This window comes from Maribacter litopenaei (assembly GCF_025244665.1).
Classification (GTDB): domain Bacteria; phylum Bacteroidota; class Bacteroidia; order Flavobacteriales; family Flavobacteriaceae; genus Maribacter; species Maribacter litopenaei.
Genome location: NZ_CP104205.1, coordinates 2,283,664 through 2,296,764, shown reverse-complemented (window position 1 = coordinate 2,296,764; position 13,101 = coordinate 2,283,664). Strand labels below are relative to the sequence as shown.

General features: G+C 43.5%; 16 protein-coding genes and 2 pseudogenes. All 18 read right to left on the bottom strand.

Annotation, left to right across the window (positions count from 1 at the left end):
* Positions 1-13: 13 nt before the first annotated feature.
* Positions 14-1,222 carry a multidrug effflux MFS transporter gene (locus NYZ99_RS12525; RefSeq protein ID WP_260571493.1) on the bottom strand — a complete coding sequence of 403 codons (1,209 nt, stop codon included), beginning with the start codon at positions 1,220-1,222 and terminating at the stop codon, positions 14-16.
* 122 nt (positions 1,223-1,344) lie between these two features.
* Entirely contained in the window at positions 1,345-1,803 is a 459-nt protein-coding gene (locus NYZ99_RS12520) for a PQQ-dependent sugar dehydrogenase (protein ID WP_420845124.1), read from the bottom strand.
* Between the two features lie 27 nt (positions 1,804-1,830).
* Positions 1,831-2,341: pseudogene (locus NYZ99_RS12515) on the bottom strand (PQQ-dependent sugar dehydrogenase).
* Positions 2,342-2,700: 359 nt separating this feature from the next.
* Positions 2,701-4,194, bottom strand: a complete 1,494-nt coding sequence (locus NYZ99_RS12510) for a DUF1593 domain-containing protein (protein WP_260571492.1) — start codon at positions 4,192-4,194, stop codon at positions 2,701-2,703.
* Positions 4,195-4,278: 84 nt separating this feature from the next.
* Positions 4,279-4,506: a hypothetical protein gene (locus NYZ99_RS12505; protein WP_260571491.1), complete on the bottom strand. Its 228-nt coding sequence runs from the start codon at positions 4,504-4,506 to the stop codon at positions 4,279-4,281.
* Positions 4,478-4,693 carry an FGGY-family carbohydrate kinase gene (locus NYZ99_RS12500; protein ID WP_260571490.1) on the bottom strand — a complete coding sequence of 72 codons (216 nt, stop codon included), beginning with the start codon at positions 4,691-4,693 and terminating at the stop codon, positions 4,478-4,480. The genes NYZ99_RS12505 and NYZ99_RS12500 overlap by 29 nt, the downstream gene beginning before the upstream one ends.
* On the bottom strand, positions 4,686-4,931 hold the full coding sequence (locus NYZ99_RS23225; protein ID WP_476738695.1) for a hypothetical protein: 246 nt from the start codon (positions 4,929-4,931) through the stop codon (positions 4,686-4,688). The genes NYZ99_RS12500 and NYZ99_RS23225 overlap by 8 nt, the downstream gene beginning before the upstream one ends.
* 135 nt (positions 4,932-5,066) lie before the next feature.
* Positions 5,067-5,755, bottom strand: a pseudogene (locus NYZ99_RS23220) (FGGY family carbohydrate kinase); the annotation flags it as partial.
* A gap of 67 nt (positions 5,756-5,822) precedes the next feature.
* A complete protein-coding gene (locus NYZ99_RS12485; RefSeq protein WP_260571489.1) occupies positions 5,823-6,572 on the bottom strand; it encodes an ABC transporter permease in 750 nt (249 codons plus the stop codon).
* Positions 6,541-6,732 (bottom strand): hypothetical protein, encoded by a 192-nt coding sequence (locus NYZ99_RS21925; protein WP_260571488.1) that lies wholly within the window; start codon positions 6,730-6,732, stop codon positions 6,541-6,543. The genes NYZ99_RS12485 and NYZ99_RS21925 overlap by 32 nt, the downstream gene beginning before the upstream one ends.
* Before the next feature lie 17 nt (positions 6,733-6,749).
* The gene (locus tag NYZ99_RS12475) at positions 6,750-8,270 is read right to left on the bottom strand and encodes a sugar ABC transporter ATP-binding protein (protein ID WP_260571487.1); all 1,521 of its coding nucleotides are present in this window, start codon (positions 8,268-8,270) and stop codon (positions 6,750-6,752) included.
* Entirely contained in the window at positions 8,271-8,891 is a 621-nt protein-coding gene (locus tag NYZ99_RS12470; protein ID WP_260571486.1) for a DUF2291 domain-containing protein, read from the bottom strand.
* Positions 8,891-9,850 carry a D-ribose ABC transporter substrate-binding protein gene (locus NYZ99_RS12465; RefSeq protein WP_260571485.1) on the bottom strand — a complete coding sequence of 320 codons (960 nt, stop codon included), beginning with the start codon at positions 9,848-9,850 and terminating at the stop codon, positions 8,891-8,893. Before NYZ99_RS12465 ends, NYZ99_RS12470 begins: the two co-directional genes overlap by 1 nt.
* Before the next feature lie 9 nt (positions 9,851-9,859).
* The gene (locus tag NYZ99_RS12460) at positions 9,860-10,534 is read right to left on the bottom strand and encodes a transketolase family protein (RefSeq protein WP_260575234.1); all 675 of its coding nucleotides are present in this window, start codon (positions 10,532-10,534) and stop codon (positions 9,860-9,862) included.
* A 20-nt stretch (positions 10,535-10,554) separates the two neighbouring features.
* On the bottom strand, positions 10,555-10,830 hold the full coding sequence (locus tag NYZ99_RS12455) for a transketolase family protein (protein WP_260571484.1): 276 nt from the start codon (positions 10,828-10,830) through the stop codon (positions 10,555-10,557).
* A gap of 229 nt (positions 10,831-11,059) precedes the next feature.
* Complete coding sequence (locus NYZ99_RS12450; RefSeq protein ID WP_260571483.1) at positions 11,060-11,662, bottom strand: transketolase; 603 nt, start codon at positions 11,660-11,662, stop codon at positions 11,060-11,062.
* Between the two features lie 6 nt (positions 11,663-11,668).
* On the bottom strand, positions 11,669-12,205 hold the full coding sequence (locus tag NYZ99_RS12445) for an L-fucose/L-arabinose isomerase family protein (RefSeq protein WP_260571481.1): 537 nt from the start codon (positions 12,203-12,205) through the stop codon (positions 11,669-11,671).
* 22 nt (positions 12,206-12,227) lie between these two features.
* Positions 12,228-13,082, bottom strand: coding sequence for an L-fucose/L-arabinose isomerase family protein (locus NYZ99_RS12440; protein ID WP_260571480.1), 855 nt, complete (start codon positions 13,080-13,082; stop codon positions 12,228-12,230).
* Between the last annotated feature and the right edge of the window lie 19 nt (positions 13,083-13,101).

Genomic DNA, 13,101 nt, shown 5'->3' with positions numbered 1-13,101 from the left:
AAAATAATTTATTTCAAATTTTCGATCTACGTTTTGGAAGGAAAGCCATTGTAGTAGCTAACATAGTAAATATGGCCATAATCCAACTCATGATCCATGGGTTGCCAGTTCCATTACCAAAAAAGGCCAAAAGCAAGGTAGAAACTATACCACTGCCATACTGCAGCGCTCCCAGCAAAGCTGATCCTGCCCCGGCCATATCAGGAACTTTATCTAGCGCCGATGCTGTCGAACAGGCAGCGATTACCCCATTCATACTAAGAACAAAAAATACGGAAATTGCAATACTCCACAATCCCCCAAATCCCGTATAGGCCATGGTTATTAACAGTAGCCCTGCTAACATAGAAATCGAGGTGCTCGTTTTTAATAGGTTGTCCAACGTGTAACGCCTCACTAAATATCGGTTTATAAAACTCAATGTGGCAATTCCTACGATATTTACCGCGAACAGCCAACCATAATCTTCCGGGCTCAGTCCAAAGAAATTAATATACACCAGGGGCGAACCGGCTACAAAGGCATAAACGGTAACATAGTAAAAGGTTACACATAGGGTGTAGACCATAAAATCCCTTTTTCGAAAAAGTATTTTATACTTTTTAAAAGCCTCCCATAAAGATGTGCCATTTCTTTTTTTGTTGGGAAGTGTTTCCGGGAGTCGGATCGATGCAACTAACATCAAAAAGCCAATAAGTGCCAAAAGCGAGAATATGCTATGCCAAGTCGTGAATTTTAATAATTGACCACCTATTAATGGACCAATAATAGGGGCAATGGCCATCAAAGTCATTAATGTGGAAAGCATTTCGGCGGCTTTGGTCTTTTCCAATGTATCTCGCACCATGGCTCTGGAAAGCATAGGCCCAACACAGGCCCCAAAGGCCTGAAAAACCCTGAATAATACGATTTCTACAATTGTGGAAGACAAGGCACAGCCTATAGAACCTAAAATAAAAAGCAGAAGTCCTATGGTCATCGGAATTTTTCTACCGTATCTGTCACTTATTGGCCCCCAAAATAATTGACCTATAGAAAAACCGACTAAAAAACCGGTAATGGTTAGTTCAATATCTCCCTGAAGGTCTTTCATCATCTGAGGCATGGCCGGAAGATAAATATCCGTAGATAGAGAGGTAATGGCCATAAGGGCTGCCAGCGTACCCCACATGAAATTCCCTACCCCAACCTTTTTGGTACGCGCCATAAATTTATCTGTCATTTCTTATGGGCAAAAATACGTGGCTACCGTTAGTATAAATAGTGGGAATCAAATGAAACAGTAAGATATTCAAACTTTGGAAGACTTTGATTAAGGATAAAAGGGTTAAAAATATTAGTTCCTTATTTTATTCGGTACAAACGACCCTTTTCGGCATCTGTGAGTATGTACAAAGCACCATCAGGTCCTTCCGTTATATGCCTGAAGCGTTGGTTCTCAGCAGTAAGTAGACGTTCTTCAAATTGAATTTTACCGGTTTTGTCGTCAATGACGAGTCGGCTAATATGCATACCTTTTAACATGGCGACAAACAAGTTATTTTTCCATTCATTTATAAGTTTGCCGCTATAAAAGGTCATACCACTGGGTGCCGTAGCGGGATCATAGTAATATACCGGCTGTTCCATGCCGTTTTTTTGGGTGAGCCCCGTTCCATTGACACCACCGCCACGGTACTCTACCCCATATGAAATTATTGGCCATCCGTAATTGCTCCCTTTTTTGATGATGTTTATTTCATCCCCGCCTCTTGGATCGTGTTCAGACTCCCACAAATCGCCCGTTTCAGGATGAAAGGCCAATCCCTGCGGGTTTCTATGGCCTATGGATCAAATTTCTGAGAGTGTATTTTCTCTTTCACCAAAAGGATTGTTCGTTGCCGGTTTTCCGTTGATGTCAATTCGGATGATTTTTCCCAAGGCCGAGTTCAATTCTTGTACTTCCTTGCGCCCGAGACATGAATCGGTCTCCAAAAGTGACCAATAACATGTCTTCTTCATCGAACAACATTCTTGAGCCAAAATGAAATCTGCCTCCATTTGTAGGGGCGATGTTATAAATAACCTTAACATTCTCTAATTTGGTCTGATCTTTTGATAGCCGACCGGAGGCAACACAATTCATGGCTTCTCCTTCAGAGGTGGTCACATAGGATCAAAATACAAGTCTAGACGTCTTAAAATTAGGATCCAGTTTTAAATCGTACATACCTCCGGAACCTTGATATCGTACTTTTGGGACACCTTCTAAGGGGTCACGTACCTTTCCTTGTGGGGATACAATTCTAATGGCACCTGGCTTTTCACTTACTATCATATCCCCATTGGGCAAAAAGTCCATTCCCCAGGGATAGGTCAATTCATCGGTAATAACCTCCAGGGAAAAAGGAGTCTTTGTATTTATAGATGGCACCCGGGTCTGTGATTTAAAAGCCGGATCTTGACCCGGAGCCTCCTTTCTTCCATTTTCCACTGGAGGGCTTATTTGTGAAGTTCCTGAAAAATAAAGAGATAGTAAGAAAAGCAATAGCGGTAATTTCTTTGAGAGTCTTTTAAAGAACATGCTTAAGTATTTCGGTATCATAAAGTTAAAGGTAATGGAAATATCTACGATACCTAGATTACGGGTTATTATACCAATTTTATTTTTTTACCGGTTTATTAATCTAAATCCAATATGGATGTAATGAGAGTAGATCCTTATTTAATTTTCAGGATAACCCTTTTGTACCTTGTTAATGCTGGAAAACCCGTATCTGTCCCTTCTATAACAATGTGAAATTGATTCCCTTTTTTTGCCGTTTTGGGTATTTGTACGGTAGCGATAGCGTTCTCCACTTTAACCTCGGCATGGCCGTCACCTGCTTCGTCATAACACCAGGCCTTCAGGACAACGGGATGATGATCTATATCTGTGGCCGAAAGTTTTAGGGTTACGGTTTCACCAGGATCAACATCTATACTTGTACCTTCCGCTACCTCAATTTTAGGGGCGTGGTTGGCTTCTTCAAAAGGGAGTACGCACCAATCCGCCCTAGCGGCAAAATCCAATTGCATGGCCTTTATCCAACGTGTCCGGGGGTAGCTTTTGTCCATTTCCCCACTTTCAGGGTTAAGGTCCGCTGCCTTATCCCCATCTTCATACCGAAATGGGTTTTCCGAAGAAAGCACAAAGCGACCGCTCCAACCACCTCTCGAGGGGTCTTCGTAGTTGTTCAATCCTACATCCACTAAATGTAAAAATGCGGGACTGTCGCCTTCCGATATAAAATCATATTTGGAGAAACTCCCACGTTCCGTGTTGACAATTTTAGTGATATCGCCCTCAAAATGATTGGGGTCGCCCTCTTGTTTTTGTCCATCCCCATAGGAATAGTATTTTTTTAGGAGCGGCCCATGGTCGTTGATAATATTGGCACCCATAAAACTCCCTTCCAAAAAGGGTTGTTGGCTTTTTGGAACCACACGTTTCCAAGGGTAGGCAAAACACCGTAATTGATTGGCGTTGTAGAAAACCCTGATTTCCGGCCAATTGGATCCTATATAGTTTTTGTAGGTGGCATCTTGATTCATAATGGTATAGATAATGGCCTTTTTAGAAACTTTCTCTTTGATATCTTGCCAGTCCTGGGTGTCTTTATAATCTTCCTCAATGGATTTCAAGGCCCTTGCAATGGTATTGGTCCCTCCCCATGCCTGTAGGAACAGGTCACGGTCATCACCGTCTAATAATTTTTCTTTGATAAGTTCAGAACCCTCAGTACGTTTGGCCATATCCCCCTCAAAATCGATATTACCGATGCGTACCAAACCCAATAATTCTTGAGGAGATGGATAATTTTCATCATGAAGGAGTAGGTTTGGATATACGATGGCATATTCCGCCAGTAACTCCTGTATCCATTGGGTTCCTGGCCATCGTAAATCGTTAATGTTCTCCCCATAAATTCTTTTGGTCATTTCCATTTCCGAGGTAAATTTGGTGCCTCTGCCATCACCTTTCCAATGCCACATGGAGCTGGAATACACCAATCCTTGGGTTTCAAACTCATTGGAGTAGAGGAGGTACCTGATAAAGGTATCTACGTCGTCAATTTCTCCATCAGTGGTGACAATGGTCCTTTTCATTGTTTCTTGCGCCACACTTGTGGAGATTGATACTGCTGTAAGGAGTAGTAAAAGAAAATTTTTCATCTGTTAATTTTTATTTTTTCCAAAGGTCAGATGTAATTAGCCAATAAGCATCACGTTGATTGTCAAGATTTATTTTGGCTCATTTCATCGGTTGTTTTTTTGAATTATTAGGTTGCTCCAATATTGATATTTTGGTTCCCAGTTAGATTTTTGCTTTTTTTCCAAGGTGTTGGAACTTATCAGGGAACTTATATGGTCTAGATCCCTAAAAATACCCATGGTCAAACCGGCCAAAAAGGCGGCCCCTTGGGCAGATATGTCGGCATTGTCCTGAACCTTGATTTCAGCATCGATTAAACTTGCCGAGACCATTTTGGACAAAGGTGTTTTTAGATAGCCCTCCGTGCATGGCAATTTGGGGCATAGGCTGTTGTAAGTCCTGCTCCATGGCATGGATTACAGCTTTGACCTGAAAGCAGATACTTTCCAAAGTGGCCCGTACTAAATGGCCCTTTGTAGTCCCAAAAGTAAGCCCATGAAGGGATGCTTTTCTATCCATTTGCCAAAAGGGGGCTCCCGAGACCACTGAATGCGGGAACCAAATATACTTCGGAGGGGATAGTAATCGATTCGGCAATGTCCGCTGATGCCTGGGCAGATGTCAATATACCCATGGACTTTAACCATTCTATCATGGAACCACAGGCGACAATGGCACCTTCCCAGGCATAGGCAACTTCGTTTTGGGTGCTCCATCCAATGGTGCTTAAAAGACCTTGAGCCGACTTCCTGGGCATCTGTCCAATGTGCATTAACAAGGAAGAACCCGTACCCAAGGTCATTTTGGTACTTCCTGTTTGAAAGCAGGCCTCCCCAAACATAGCCGCATGGGAATCACCGATCATGGACGATATGGCCACTTTGTCATCCAATAGACCAAATAGCGAAGTTTCTCCGAATTGATCGGAGGACGGTTTTATTTCGGGCAGTTGAAGATTGTTTAGTCCCCATTTTTGAAGAATATCCTCGTCCCAGGCCAAATCATTCAAATTAAAAAAAAGGGTTCGGAGGCATTGCTATGGTCCGTATAATAGGATGTACCGTTTGTTAGATGATACAATAGCCATGTGTCTACCGTTCCAAAAAATAATTCCCCATTTTTTATGCGCTCCGAAATCAAGGGGTCGTTTTCCAAAAGCCATAGGAGTTTGGTGCCTGAAAAATAAGGGTCAACCACAAGACCCGTTTTTTCGTTCAGCCAATCGCTTTGGTCCTGAATCTTTCCACATATGTCCACAGATCGTTTACAGGCCCAAACGATGGCCGGATATACGGGTTTTCCATGGCTGTCCCATAATACAAAGGTCTCCCGTTGATTACTGATTCCAATAGTGCTTAGATTTTGAATATCAAAATCGGTTAAACATGCACTACAAGCATTTTTTACACTGGTTAATATATCCTGTGGATTTTGCTCTACAAATCCATCCGACCTATAATTCGTTGGAAGTGGGGCCGAGGCTTTCTTTACCACCTTACCTTTGTTGTCAAAAATGATCGCCTTGGTACTACTGGTACCTTGGTCAATGGCTAAAATATAGGTTTTGGGCTTTTGATCCATGCTTATTCTTCGTTCGGATGGTTGATTCTATCTAAAATAACGGCGATTAAGATTACAAACCCTTTAATTATCTGCTGCCGAGAAAGGGGACACGTTCAAAAGGACTGCGACCACTGTTCAATACCCCTATAATAAGCGCACCCTGTACAGTACCCATGATGGAACCACGCCCCCCGGACAAGGAAGTACCTCCAATAACTACCGCGGCTATAGAATCCAATTCATAGCTCATACCGGCATTTGGTTGGGCGGAATCGAGCCGAGAAGTAAGGATGATACCTCCAACAGCTGCCAATATTCCGGCAATGGCATATACCCAAATCTTTACTTTTTTGATATTGATACCCGATAATCGGGCGGCACTTTCGTTACCACCTATGGCGTAAATATGCCTGCCAAAGACCGTTTTCTTGGTTAGTATGATGGCAAAAGCTACTACAATTGCCATGATCCAAACAGGCATCGGTATGCCTAAAAACCATCCCGTGCCAATGAATGCAAAACTATCCCCCAATCCCGTAATAGGAAATCCTCCCGTCCATAACATGGTGGCCCCTCGGGCGATGGTCAACATGGCCAAAGTAGCCACGAACGGAGGTACTTTGAACTTGGTAATCATCCAACCGTTAAAAGTTCCCAAGGCACCACCGACTAGCAGCCCGGCCAATATAGCCCCAAAAACGGTGAAACCGACAAAGGTATTTACCGATGGAATTTCGATACCGAACTTTAAGAGTCCCGCTGTTACCGCTCCTGCAAAGGCCAGCATGGAACCTACCGAAAGGTCAATGCCCTTGGTGAGTATCACCAATGTCATTCCGACGGATATGCAAACGTTGATTGAAATCTGACGCATGATATTCCATCCGTTCTCTCGGTGTCAAAAACTTATCGGATAATAGGGTAAGGACTACACACAGCACCAACAAGGCTATTATGGATTGGAACTTTAATAAGGTACTTTTAATATCGGTCATTTTGGTCGGTTGTATTTTTATAAAATTGCGGCCTGCATGATGTCTTCTTCTTTGGCTGTTTTTTGATGGAATTCACCATTGATCCGGGCATCGCTCAACACCAGAATCCGGTCAGAGATGGCCATTATTTCGGGTAGTTCAGAGGATACTACTATGATTCCCAGCCCTTCCTTCGCCAAGTTGTTTATTAGATGGTAAATTTCGTTTTTGGCATTTACGTCGATGCCTCGGGTTGGTTCGTCCAAGAAGAGTACCTTCGGATTTGTGGCCAACCACTTGGCCAGTACGACTTTTTGCTGGTTGCCGCCACTCAGGTTTTTGGAAAGCTGTTTTTCCGAAAGGGTTTTGATTTTTAACCATTCGATGTATTTTTTGGATAGATCGGCTTCAGATTTCTCATGAAGGAAACCGTTTTTTACCACGCTGGCAATACTTGCCATACTTACATTTTTAAAAATTTCCATCGGTAACACTAAACCGTCCTGCTTTCGGTCCTCCGGTACCGGACCCATACCTACCTTAATGGCATCCATCACGTTGCGGATGTTCACAAGTACTTTGTCCACGTAAATATTACCGGACATCGTTTTGGCATGTAGTCCGAATAGGGTCTCTAATAGCTCGATCCTTCCAGCACCCATAAGCCCAAAAATACCCAGTACTTCCCCTTTTTTTACTGTAAAGCTGATGTCCTTAAAAATATATTCCGATGGATTATTAAAACGGGGTAAGCTCATATTTTCCGCACGAAATATTTCGTCCCCTAGTGCTGTTTTTTCTTTTTCAAATACATTTTTGATATCCCGGCCTACCATAAGCCGTATCAAATCTTCTTTTTTTGCCGTGGAAGCATCTTCTATGGTTCCCACCATTTTTCCATCCCTAAGGCCAATAAATCGGTCGGCGATGGCGAAAAGTTCATCTAACTTATGTGAAATATATAGGATGGCGACCCCTTGGTTTTGAAGATTTTTTATGATTTTGAACAAGGATGCCACTTCGGAATCGGAGATTGCCGACGTTGGTTCGTCCATGATCAGCACCCGGGCCTTTTCCAATAGGGCCTTGGCGATTTCTACCATTTGTTGCTCTCCCACCCGTAATTTTGAAACCAAGGTTCTTGGGTGTAGATGACAGTCAAGACGTGTCAATAGCTCCTTCGTTTTTTCGTTCATGGCCCTGGAATCCAATAGCCCATAGGAATTTTTGATTTCCCTGCCCAAAAATATATTTTGGGCTATGGTCAAATAGGGGATAAGGTTGAGCTCTTGATGAATAATCGCAATGCCCCTGGCCATGGCATCTTTTGGATTATTGAAATGTACCTCCTCATGGTCCAATATCAGGGTACCTTCATAATCCGGGTAGACCCCCGATAGAATCTTCATCAAGGTGGATTTACCGGCCCCGTTTTCCCCAACGATGACATTTACTTTACCCCGATGCACCTCGAGATTGACAGCGTCCAATGCCGTCACCCCACCAAATGTTTTGGTAATGTTCTTCGCTTCAAATAGGATGTCCGGCCTGTTTTCCAATTACTCGTTGATTTTTAGAAGTAGCGGTATTATTTTTAGGCTATCCGATTGAGGATCCGTGACATCTACCGTTACAGCCCCTTTAAAGAGGACTTCATCACCAACCTTTGCTTTCTTCATGAAGGGAGGAATAATCTCTTCCCGTACGATGTTGTTCAGTTCCACGGAAATGGAATTAAAGTCCATGGTATTTTGATAATCCCCAATATCGGCCATGGCACTGCCGTCTCGAATGGCATTGCCAAAAATAAAATCGGTGGCAATGTGTATCGACTTTTCATTTTCTAGGATTAAGTTTACGTACTCTTCTTCCATAGAGGACACGGTACCGGTTCCTTGAAGTATAAAATTATAAGCATCGCTGATGCCAAGGCGCTTACCGTATTGTTCGGTGTACCCGTCAAGGTCCTCGGAAATTTGTGAAAGGAACTCCGTAACCTCTGTGGCCGGAAGGGAGGTGACATCGTTGGATATAAAGTTCTCCGCATAGGCACGGGCATTGAAAACGGCATCATTCTGTGATTTTTTGACCTCGTCCAAAGGGGATAGGGTGACCGAATTGTATCCTGCAATCAGGATGATAATCGTTATGATACTATATTTTAGAAGTTTTCCCATCATCAGTTTGTTGATCCGTATGCGCCGAATGCATCGATATTTTCCTGTGTGACCACTTTCACCTGTAAGGGTGTTTTTTTGCTGAAATTGCGGGCTCCATTGAGGTATTCATTCGCTAGCTCGGCCGCTGTCCTGGCCATCTGCTTGGGTGACTGCATGGCAGTGGCCTCTATTTTTTTATCCTTTATCGCATCCATGACATCCTTTGCCCCATCAAACCCGAAAACCATCACGCTATCCGCCTTGCCCGACGCGACCAATGCCTGGTAGGCTCCCATCGCCATGGCATCGTTACCACAAAAGACGGCATCGATATCCGGATTGGATTGCATAATGGATTCCAGCACCTCCATGGCCTTGCTTCGGTCAAAATCTGCACTTTGTTGGGCTACCATTTCCAACTCGGGAAAATGGTCTACAACACTGTGAAAGCCTTTGGAACGGTTCCAGGTATTGTTGTCGCCGACCAGTCCCAATAATTCCACATACTTTCCTTTTTTGCTCAGTTTTCGTACAAAATATTCTCCCAGTTCCACACACCCCGTGAAATTATCCGAAGTTATTTGTGAAGTGGCCACTTCCAAAGAATTGATTTCACGGTCCATACAAAAAGTAGGTATGCCCGCCTCTTTTGCTCGCTTCACATTTGAAACGGAACCTTCAGAGTCGGTCGGATTGAATAAAATGGCATCAAAACCTGTGGCAATTAAATTTTCAAAGTGTTCAGCCTCTTTGGAGGTATTGTTTTGCGAGTCAAAAATTGTAGCCTCATACCCCAATTCCCTTGCACGCTCTGCAGCCGATTCTCCCAACACCACAAACCAAGGGTTATTTAAGGTAGATATGACTACCGCCACTTTTTTAGGGCCATCGGTATTGGTCTCCCTGCATCTTACAGTTAATAGTAATAGCAAAAGCGGGATTAACAGTGTCAAGTAAAGTTTACGAGGTAGCAGTTTCATTTTGACAGATTAGTTTTTTAGTAGATTTTTTGCAACCTCATAGATACCTTCTTTGGAAATACCATAATGATTAAAGATTTCACCTTGTGAACCTGTCACCGTATATTCATCAGGAATGGCCATAATTTTAAATGGATTATGGTAGCCCTTTTGAAACAAATGGGAGGCACATGCCTCTCCCAAGCCCCCATATACCATATGTTCTTCTACAGTAATAATCGGACGCCCATTTTTGGCTAATTGCTCCAATAATTCGGTATCCAATGGTTTTATGGTATGCATACTTACAACGGTAGTTTGTATGCCGAGTACTTCTTCCAACTTTTTTGCTGCCAACCATGCTGGATATACCGTTTCACCGTTCGCAATAATGGCCAAATCCGTCCCTTCCCGAACGATTCTTCCTTTACCAAAGGCAAAGGTTTTATCGGAATCTCCCAAGTAGGGCATATCTTTTTTTCCGAACCTTAAATAAAGTGGTTTTTCATGGGCAATAGCTGCTTTTACCGCCTGCTCGGTTTCAAAGTTATCTGCCGGGGCGACTATGGTAATATTATTAATCGCACGTAGCGCAGCAAAATCATGCAAACTGTGATGAGTGGTTCCCAAGGCTCCATAGCTCACTCCCGCACTGATGGCAACCAATTTTACGGGATTATCGGAATAACAGACATCATTCTTGATCTGTTCCAGTGCCCTGGCACTTAAGAAACAAGCAGGGGAAACTGCAAAAGCTTTTTTCCTGCGGATGCGAGTCCAGCGGCAACACCTACCAGATTCTGTTCGGCAATACCTACTTCAACTATCTGTTTTGGGAATTTTTCGGCAAAAGGCACCAATTTCCCGGAACCTCGGGAGTCACTGGTCACCACAACGACATCGGTATCGGTCTTTGCCAAATCCTGTAAGGTCTCCGAAAAAGCGACCTGATTGGCAATGCCCATTTTTAAATCTTTTTCCTCTATTTTGTCTAACTCCATGTGTCTCTAGATTAATGCCTCTGCTTCGTCCAATTCGTTTTGGGCCAACTCATATTGTTCAGGACTTGGAACCCCATGGTGCCATTTCAGGTTACCTTCCATATAGCTAATTCCTTTTCCCTTAATCGTGTGTGCGATAATGAAATTTGGCTTTCCTTTTTCAAAAGGACTAGTTGTTCAGTACTTTTTCCAAGGCCAGTACATCATGCCCGTCTACCTCTTGAACGGATCAGCCAAAGGCTTCCAATTTGTCCTTTACGGAATCCGTATTCATAACTTCTTGGTTGGATCCAGTAATCTGCTGCTTATTATAGTCTAAGATAGCGTAGAGGTTGTCCAGTTTATAATGTGCGGCCGCCAAAAAAGCTTCCCAGTTGGAACCCTCGGGCAATTCGCCGTCTCCCATGAGGGTGAAGATACGATGCGATTTTTCATCTAACTTGGCGGCGATGGCCTCGCCTACGCAAATAGGAAGTCCGTGTCCTAAGGCACCCGTGTTTTGCTCCACACCATGAACCTTTTTGGTGGGGTGGCCTATATAATGCGACTGATAGCTGCATAACTCCTCCAAATCAGACATTGGAAAAAAGCCACGATCCGCCAAGGTCACAAATAGGGCCTCTACACAATGGCCTTTACTTTGGATATATCGATCACGGTTTGGATTCTTAAAATCTTTAGGGTCGACGTTTAACACGCGGTTATATAATATATTTAATATATCGGTACAGGAAAGACTCCCGCCCGTATGGCCGGCTTTCGCTTTATAGATATACTTTAAAAGCGTCTTTCGTATGTATACCGATTTTAATTTTAATTCTTTGTCCGTCATACGCTGTTATTTGTGGTTGTAAACTTCCCAACCCATATAGTTGCCCAAGGCTTCTTCCAATACCGCTCCGGTTTTGGAAGCATTCATGACCACATGATGTTCAAATCCGTTTCTGCAGACGTAGTTCATCAATCCTTGAAGGTCGTTTATCTTGGCAACGGCCCTGTTGCCAAAGGTTTTCAGAGGGTCGTCCGTAAGTTCGCCCTCCCCAATATAGGCCTTTATAATTCCCTTGGGGTCGTCAGTACTGATTCTTCCATAGGTCAAAGGATTGGCCGGGGTTCTTCCGTCTAATGCGCCATACGTGTTTTCCACCCCAACAGAATTCCCTAGAATTGGGGCATTGCTGATTTCAATATCCGGTAGGAAGGATTTGGCCCAGTTGCCACAATGGAACAACACACATTTATTGGGGTCATCCGCATAATTGTTGTTCCAATCCACCAAGGCACTTGGAGCGCCGGATGCCAGTTGCATGGCATACATGCTCAAAGTTCCGGTAACGTCCACCTCGCACGCCGAAGGAAGCATGTTTTCGCTCATAATACTCATGCTGGTACATACGTTACAGCCAAAATTCTGCTGTAGCGATGTCCAACATTGTATGGCGGTAGCATCCAAGGCGTACTCCTCTACGAACTGATTGAGGAATCACATCCAACTTGGCCATTTGGATCATGGCCGCATCCGGTGTTTTTCCCTTAGGGGCATATGAATTGATAGCTTCCGGATGTTGTTTTACGGCAGCATCGTCCTTCGTCAATTTATCCGCCTTACCCAGTATTTCGGATAGGTGCACCGTGGTTACCGTAATACCGTTTCTTTGAAGTATCTTTTCAGAATAGCGCACCGTGTTAAAGGCTCCTGGACGGGCACCCACGGCACCAATACGAACATTCCGTAATCCTTTGACCACCCTACAAACCGCTACAAAATCCAAAAGGTCTTTTTGGAAGGCTTCCTCGGCAGGGGACATTACATGCCCACTCGTTAGCGAGTATTTTATACCATATTGATACAGGTTGTTGCAGACCGATATTTTCCCGCACCAAGAATCACGTCTGTTTACAACGTTCATTTTGGAAAGTTCATCAGGATAGGCCTGTACCAAGACCGGTACATTTAGGTTGGCTAATTTTAAAGTATCGGCCACCCCTCTTTCATCCCCAAAATTGGGTAATAAAACCAGAATACCTCCAATTTCATCCCTGTGCTTTTTGAACAGGTCGGCACATTTCTGTGAGTCCTTATAGACCTCTACACCGCCCAATTTGGTATCGGTAATTTCCAATAAAATAGGAGTGAGGTTTAGTTTTTTAAATACCTCCGAATTTCGGTTCACGGCTTTTTCCACAAGACTGTCCGGAAAAAAATCCCGATTTCCTATGATGATTCCTATGGGTAAATTGGCTTTTGACATGCGTGTTTTTTATGTTTAG

Coding starts and splice junctions, on each gene's coding strand:
- NYZ99_RS12525 (WP_260571493.1), bottom strand. CDS start 1,222: ATGACAGATAAATTTATGGCGCGTACCAAAAAGGTTGGGGTAGGGAAT.
- NYZ99_RS12510 (WP_260571492.1), bottom strand. CDS start 4,194: ATGAAAAATTTTCTTTTACTACTCCTTACAGCAGTATCAATCTCCACA.
- NYZ99_RS12505 (WP_260571491.1), bottom strand. CDS start 4,506: ATGGTCTCGGCAAGTTTAATCGATGCTGAAATCAAGGTTCAGGACAAT.
- NYZ99_RS12500 (WP_260571490.1), bottom strand. CDS start 4,693: ATGGATAGAAAAGCATCCCTTCATGGGCTTACTTTTGGGACTACAAAG.
- NYZ99_RS23225 (WP_476738695.1), bottom strand. CDS start 4,931: ATGCCCAGGAAGTCGGCTCAAGGTCTTTTAAGCACCATTGGATGGAGC.
- NYZ99_RS12485 (WP_260571489.1), bottom strand. CDS start 6,572: ATGACATTGGTGATACTCACCAAGGGCATTGACCTTTCGGTAGGTTCC.
- NYZ99_RS21925 (WP_260571488.1), bottom strand. CDS start 6,732: ATGACCGATATTAAAAGTACCTTATTAAAGTTCCAATCCATAATAGCC.
- NYZ99_RS12470 (WP_260571486.1), bottom strand. CDS start 8,891: ATGATGGGAAAACTTCTAAAATATAGTATCATAACGATTATCATCCTG.
- NYZ99_RS12465 (WP_260571485.1), bottom strand. CDS start 9,850: ATGAAACTGCTACCTCGTAAACTTTACTTGACACTGTTAATCCCGCTT.
- NYZ99_RS12455 (WP_260571484.1), bottom strand. CDS start 10,830: ATGGAGTTAGACAAAATAGAGGAAAAAGATTTAAAAATGGGCATTGCC.
- NYZ99_RS12450 (WP_260571483.1), bottom strand. CDS start 11,662: ATGACGGACAAAGAATTAAAATTAAAATCGGTATACATACGAAAGACG.
- NYZ99_RS12445 (WP_260571481.1), bottom strand. CDS start 12,205: ATGAGCGAAAACATGCTTCCTTCGGCGTGCGAGGTGGACGTTACCGGA.
- NYZ99_RS12440 (WP_260571480.1), bottom strand. CDS start 13,082: ATGTCAAAAGCCAATTTACCCATAGGAATCATCATAGGAAATCGGGAT.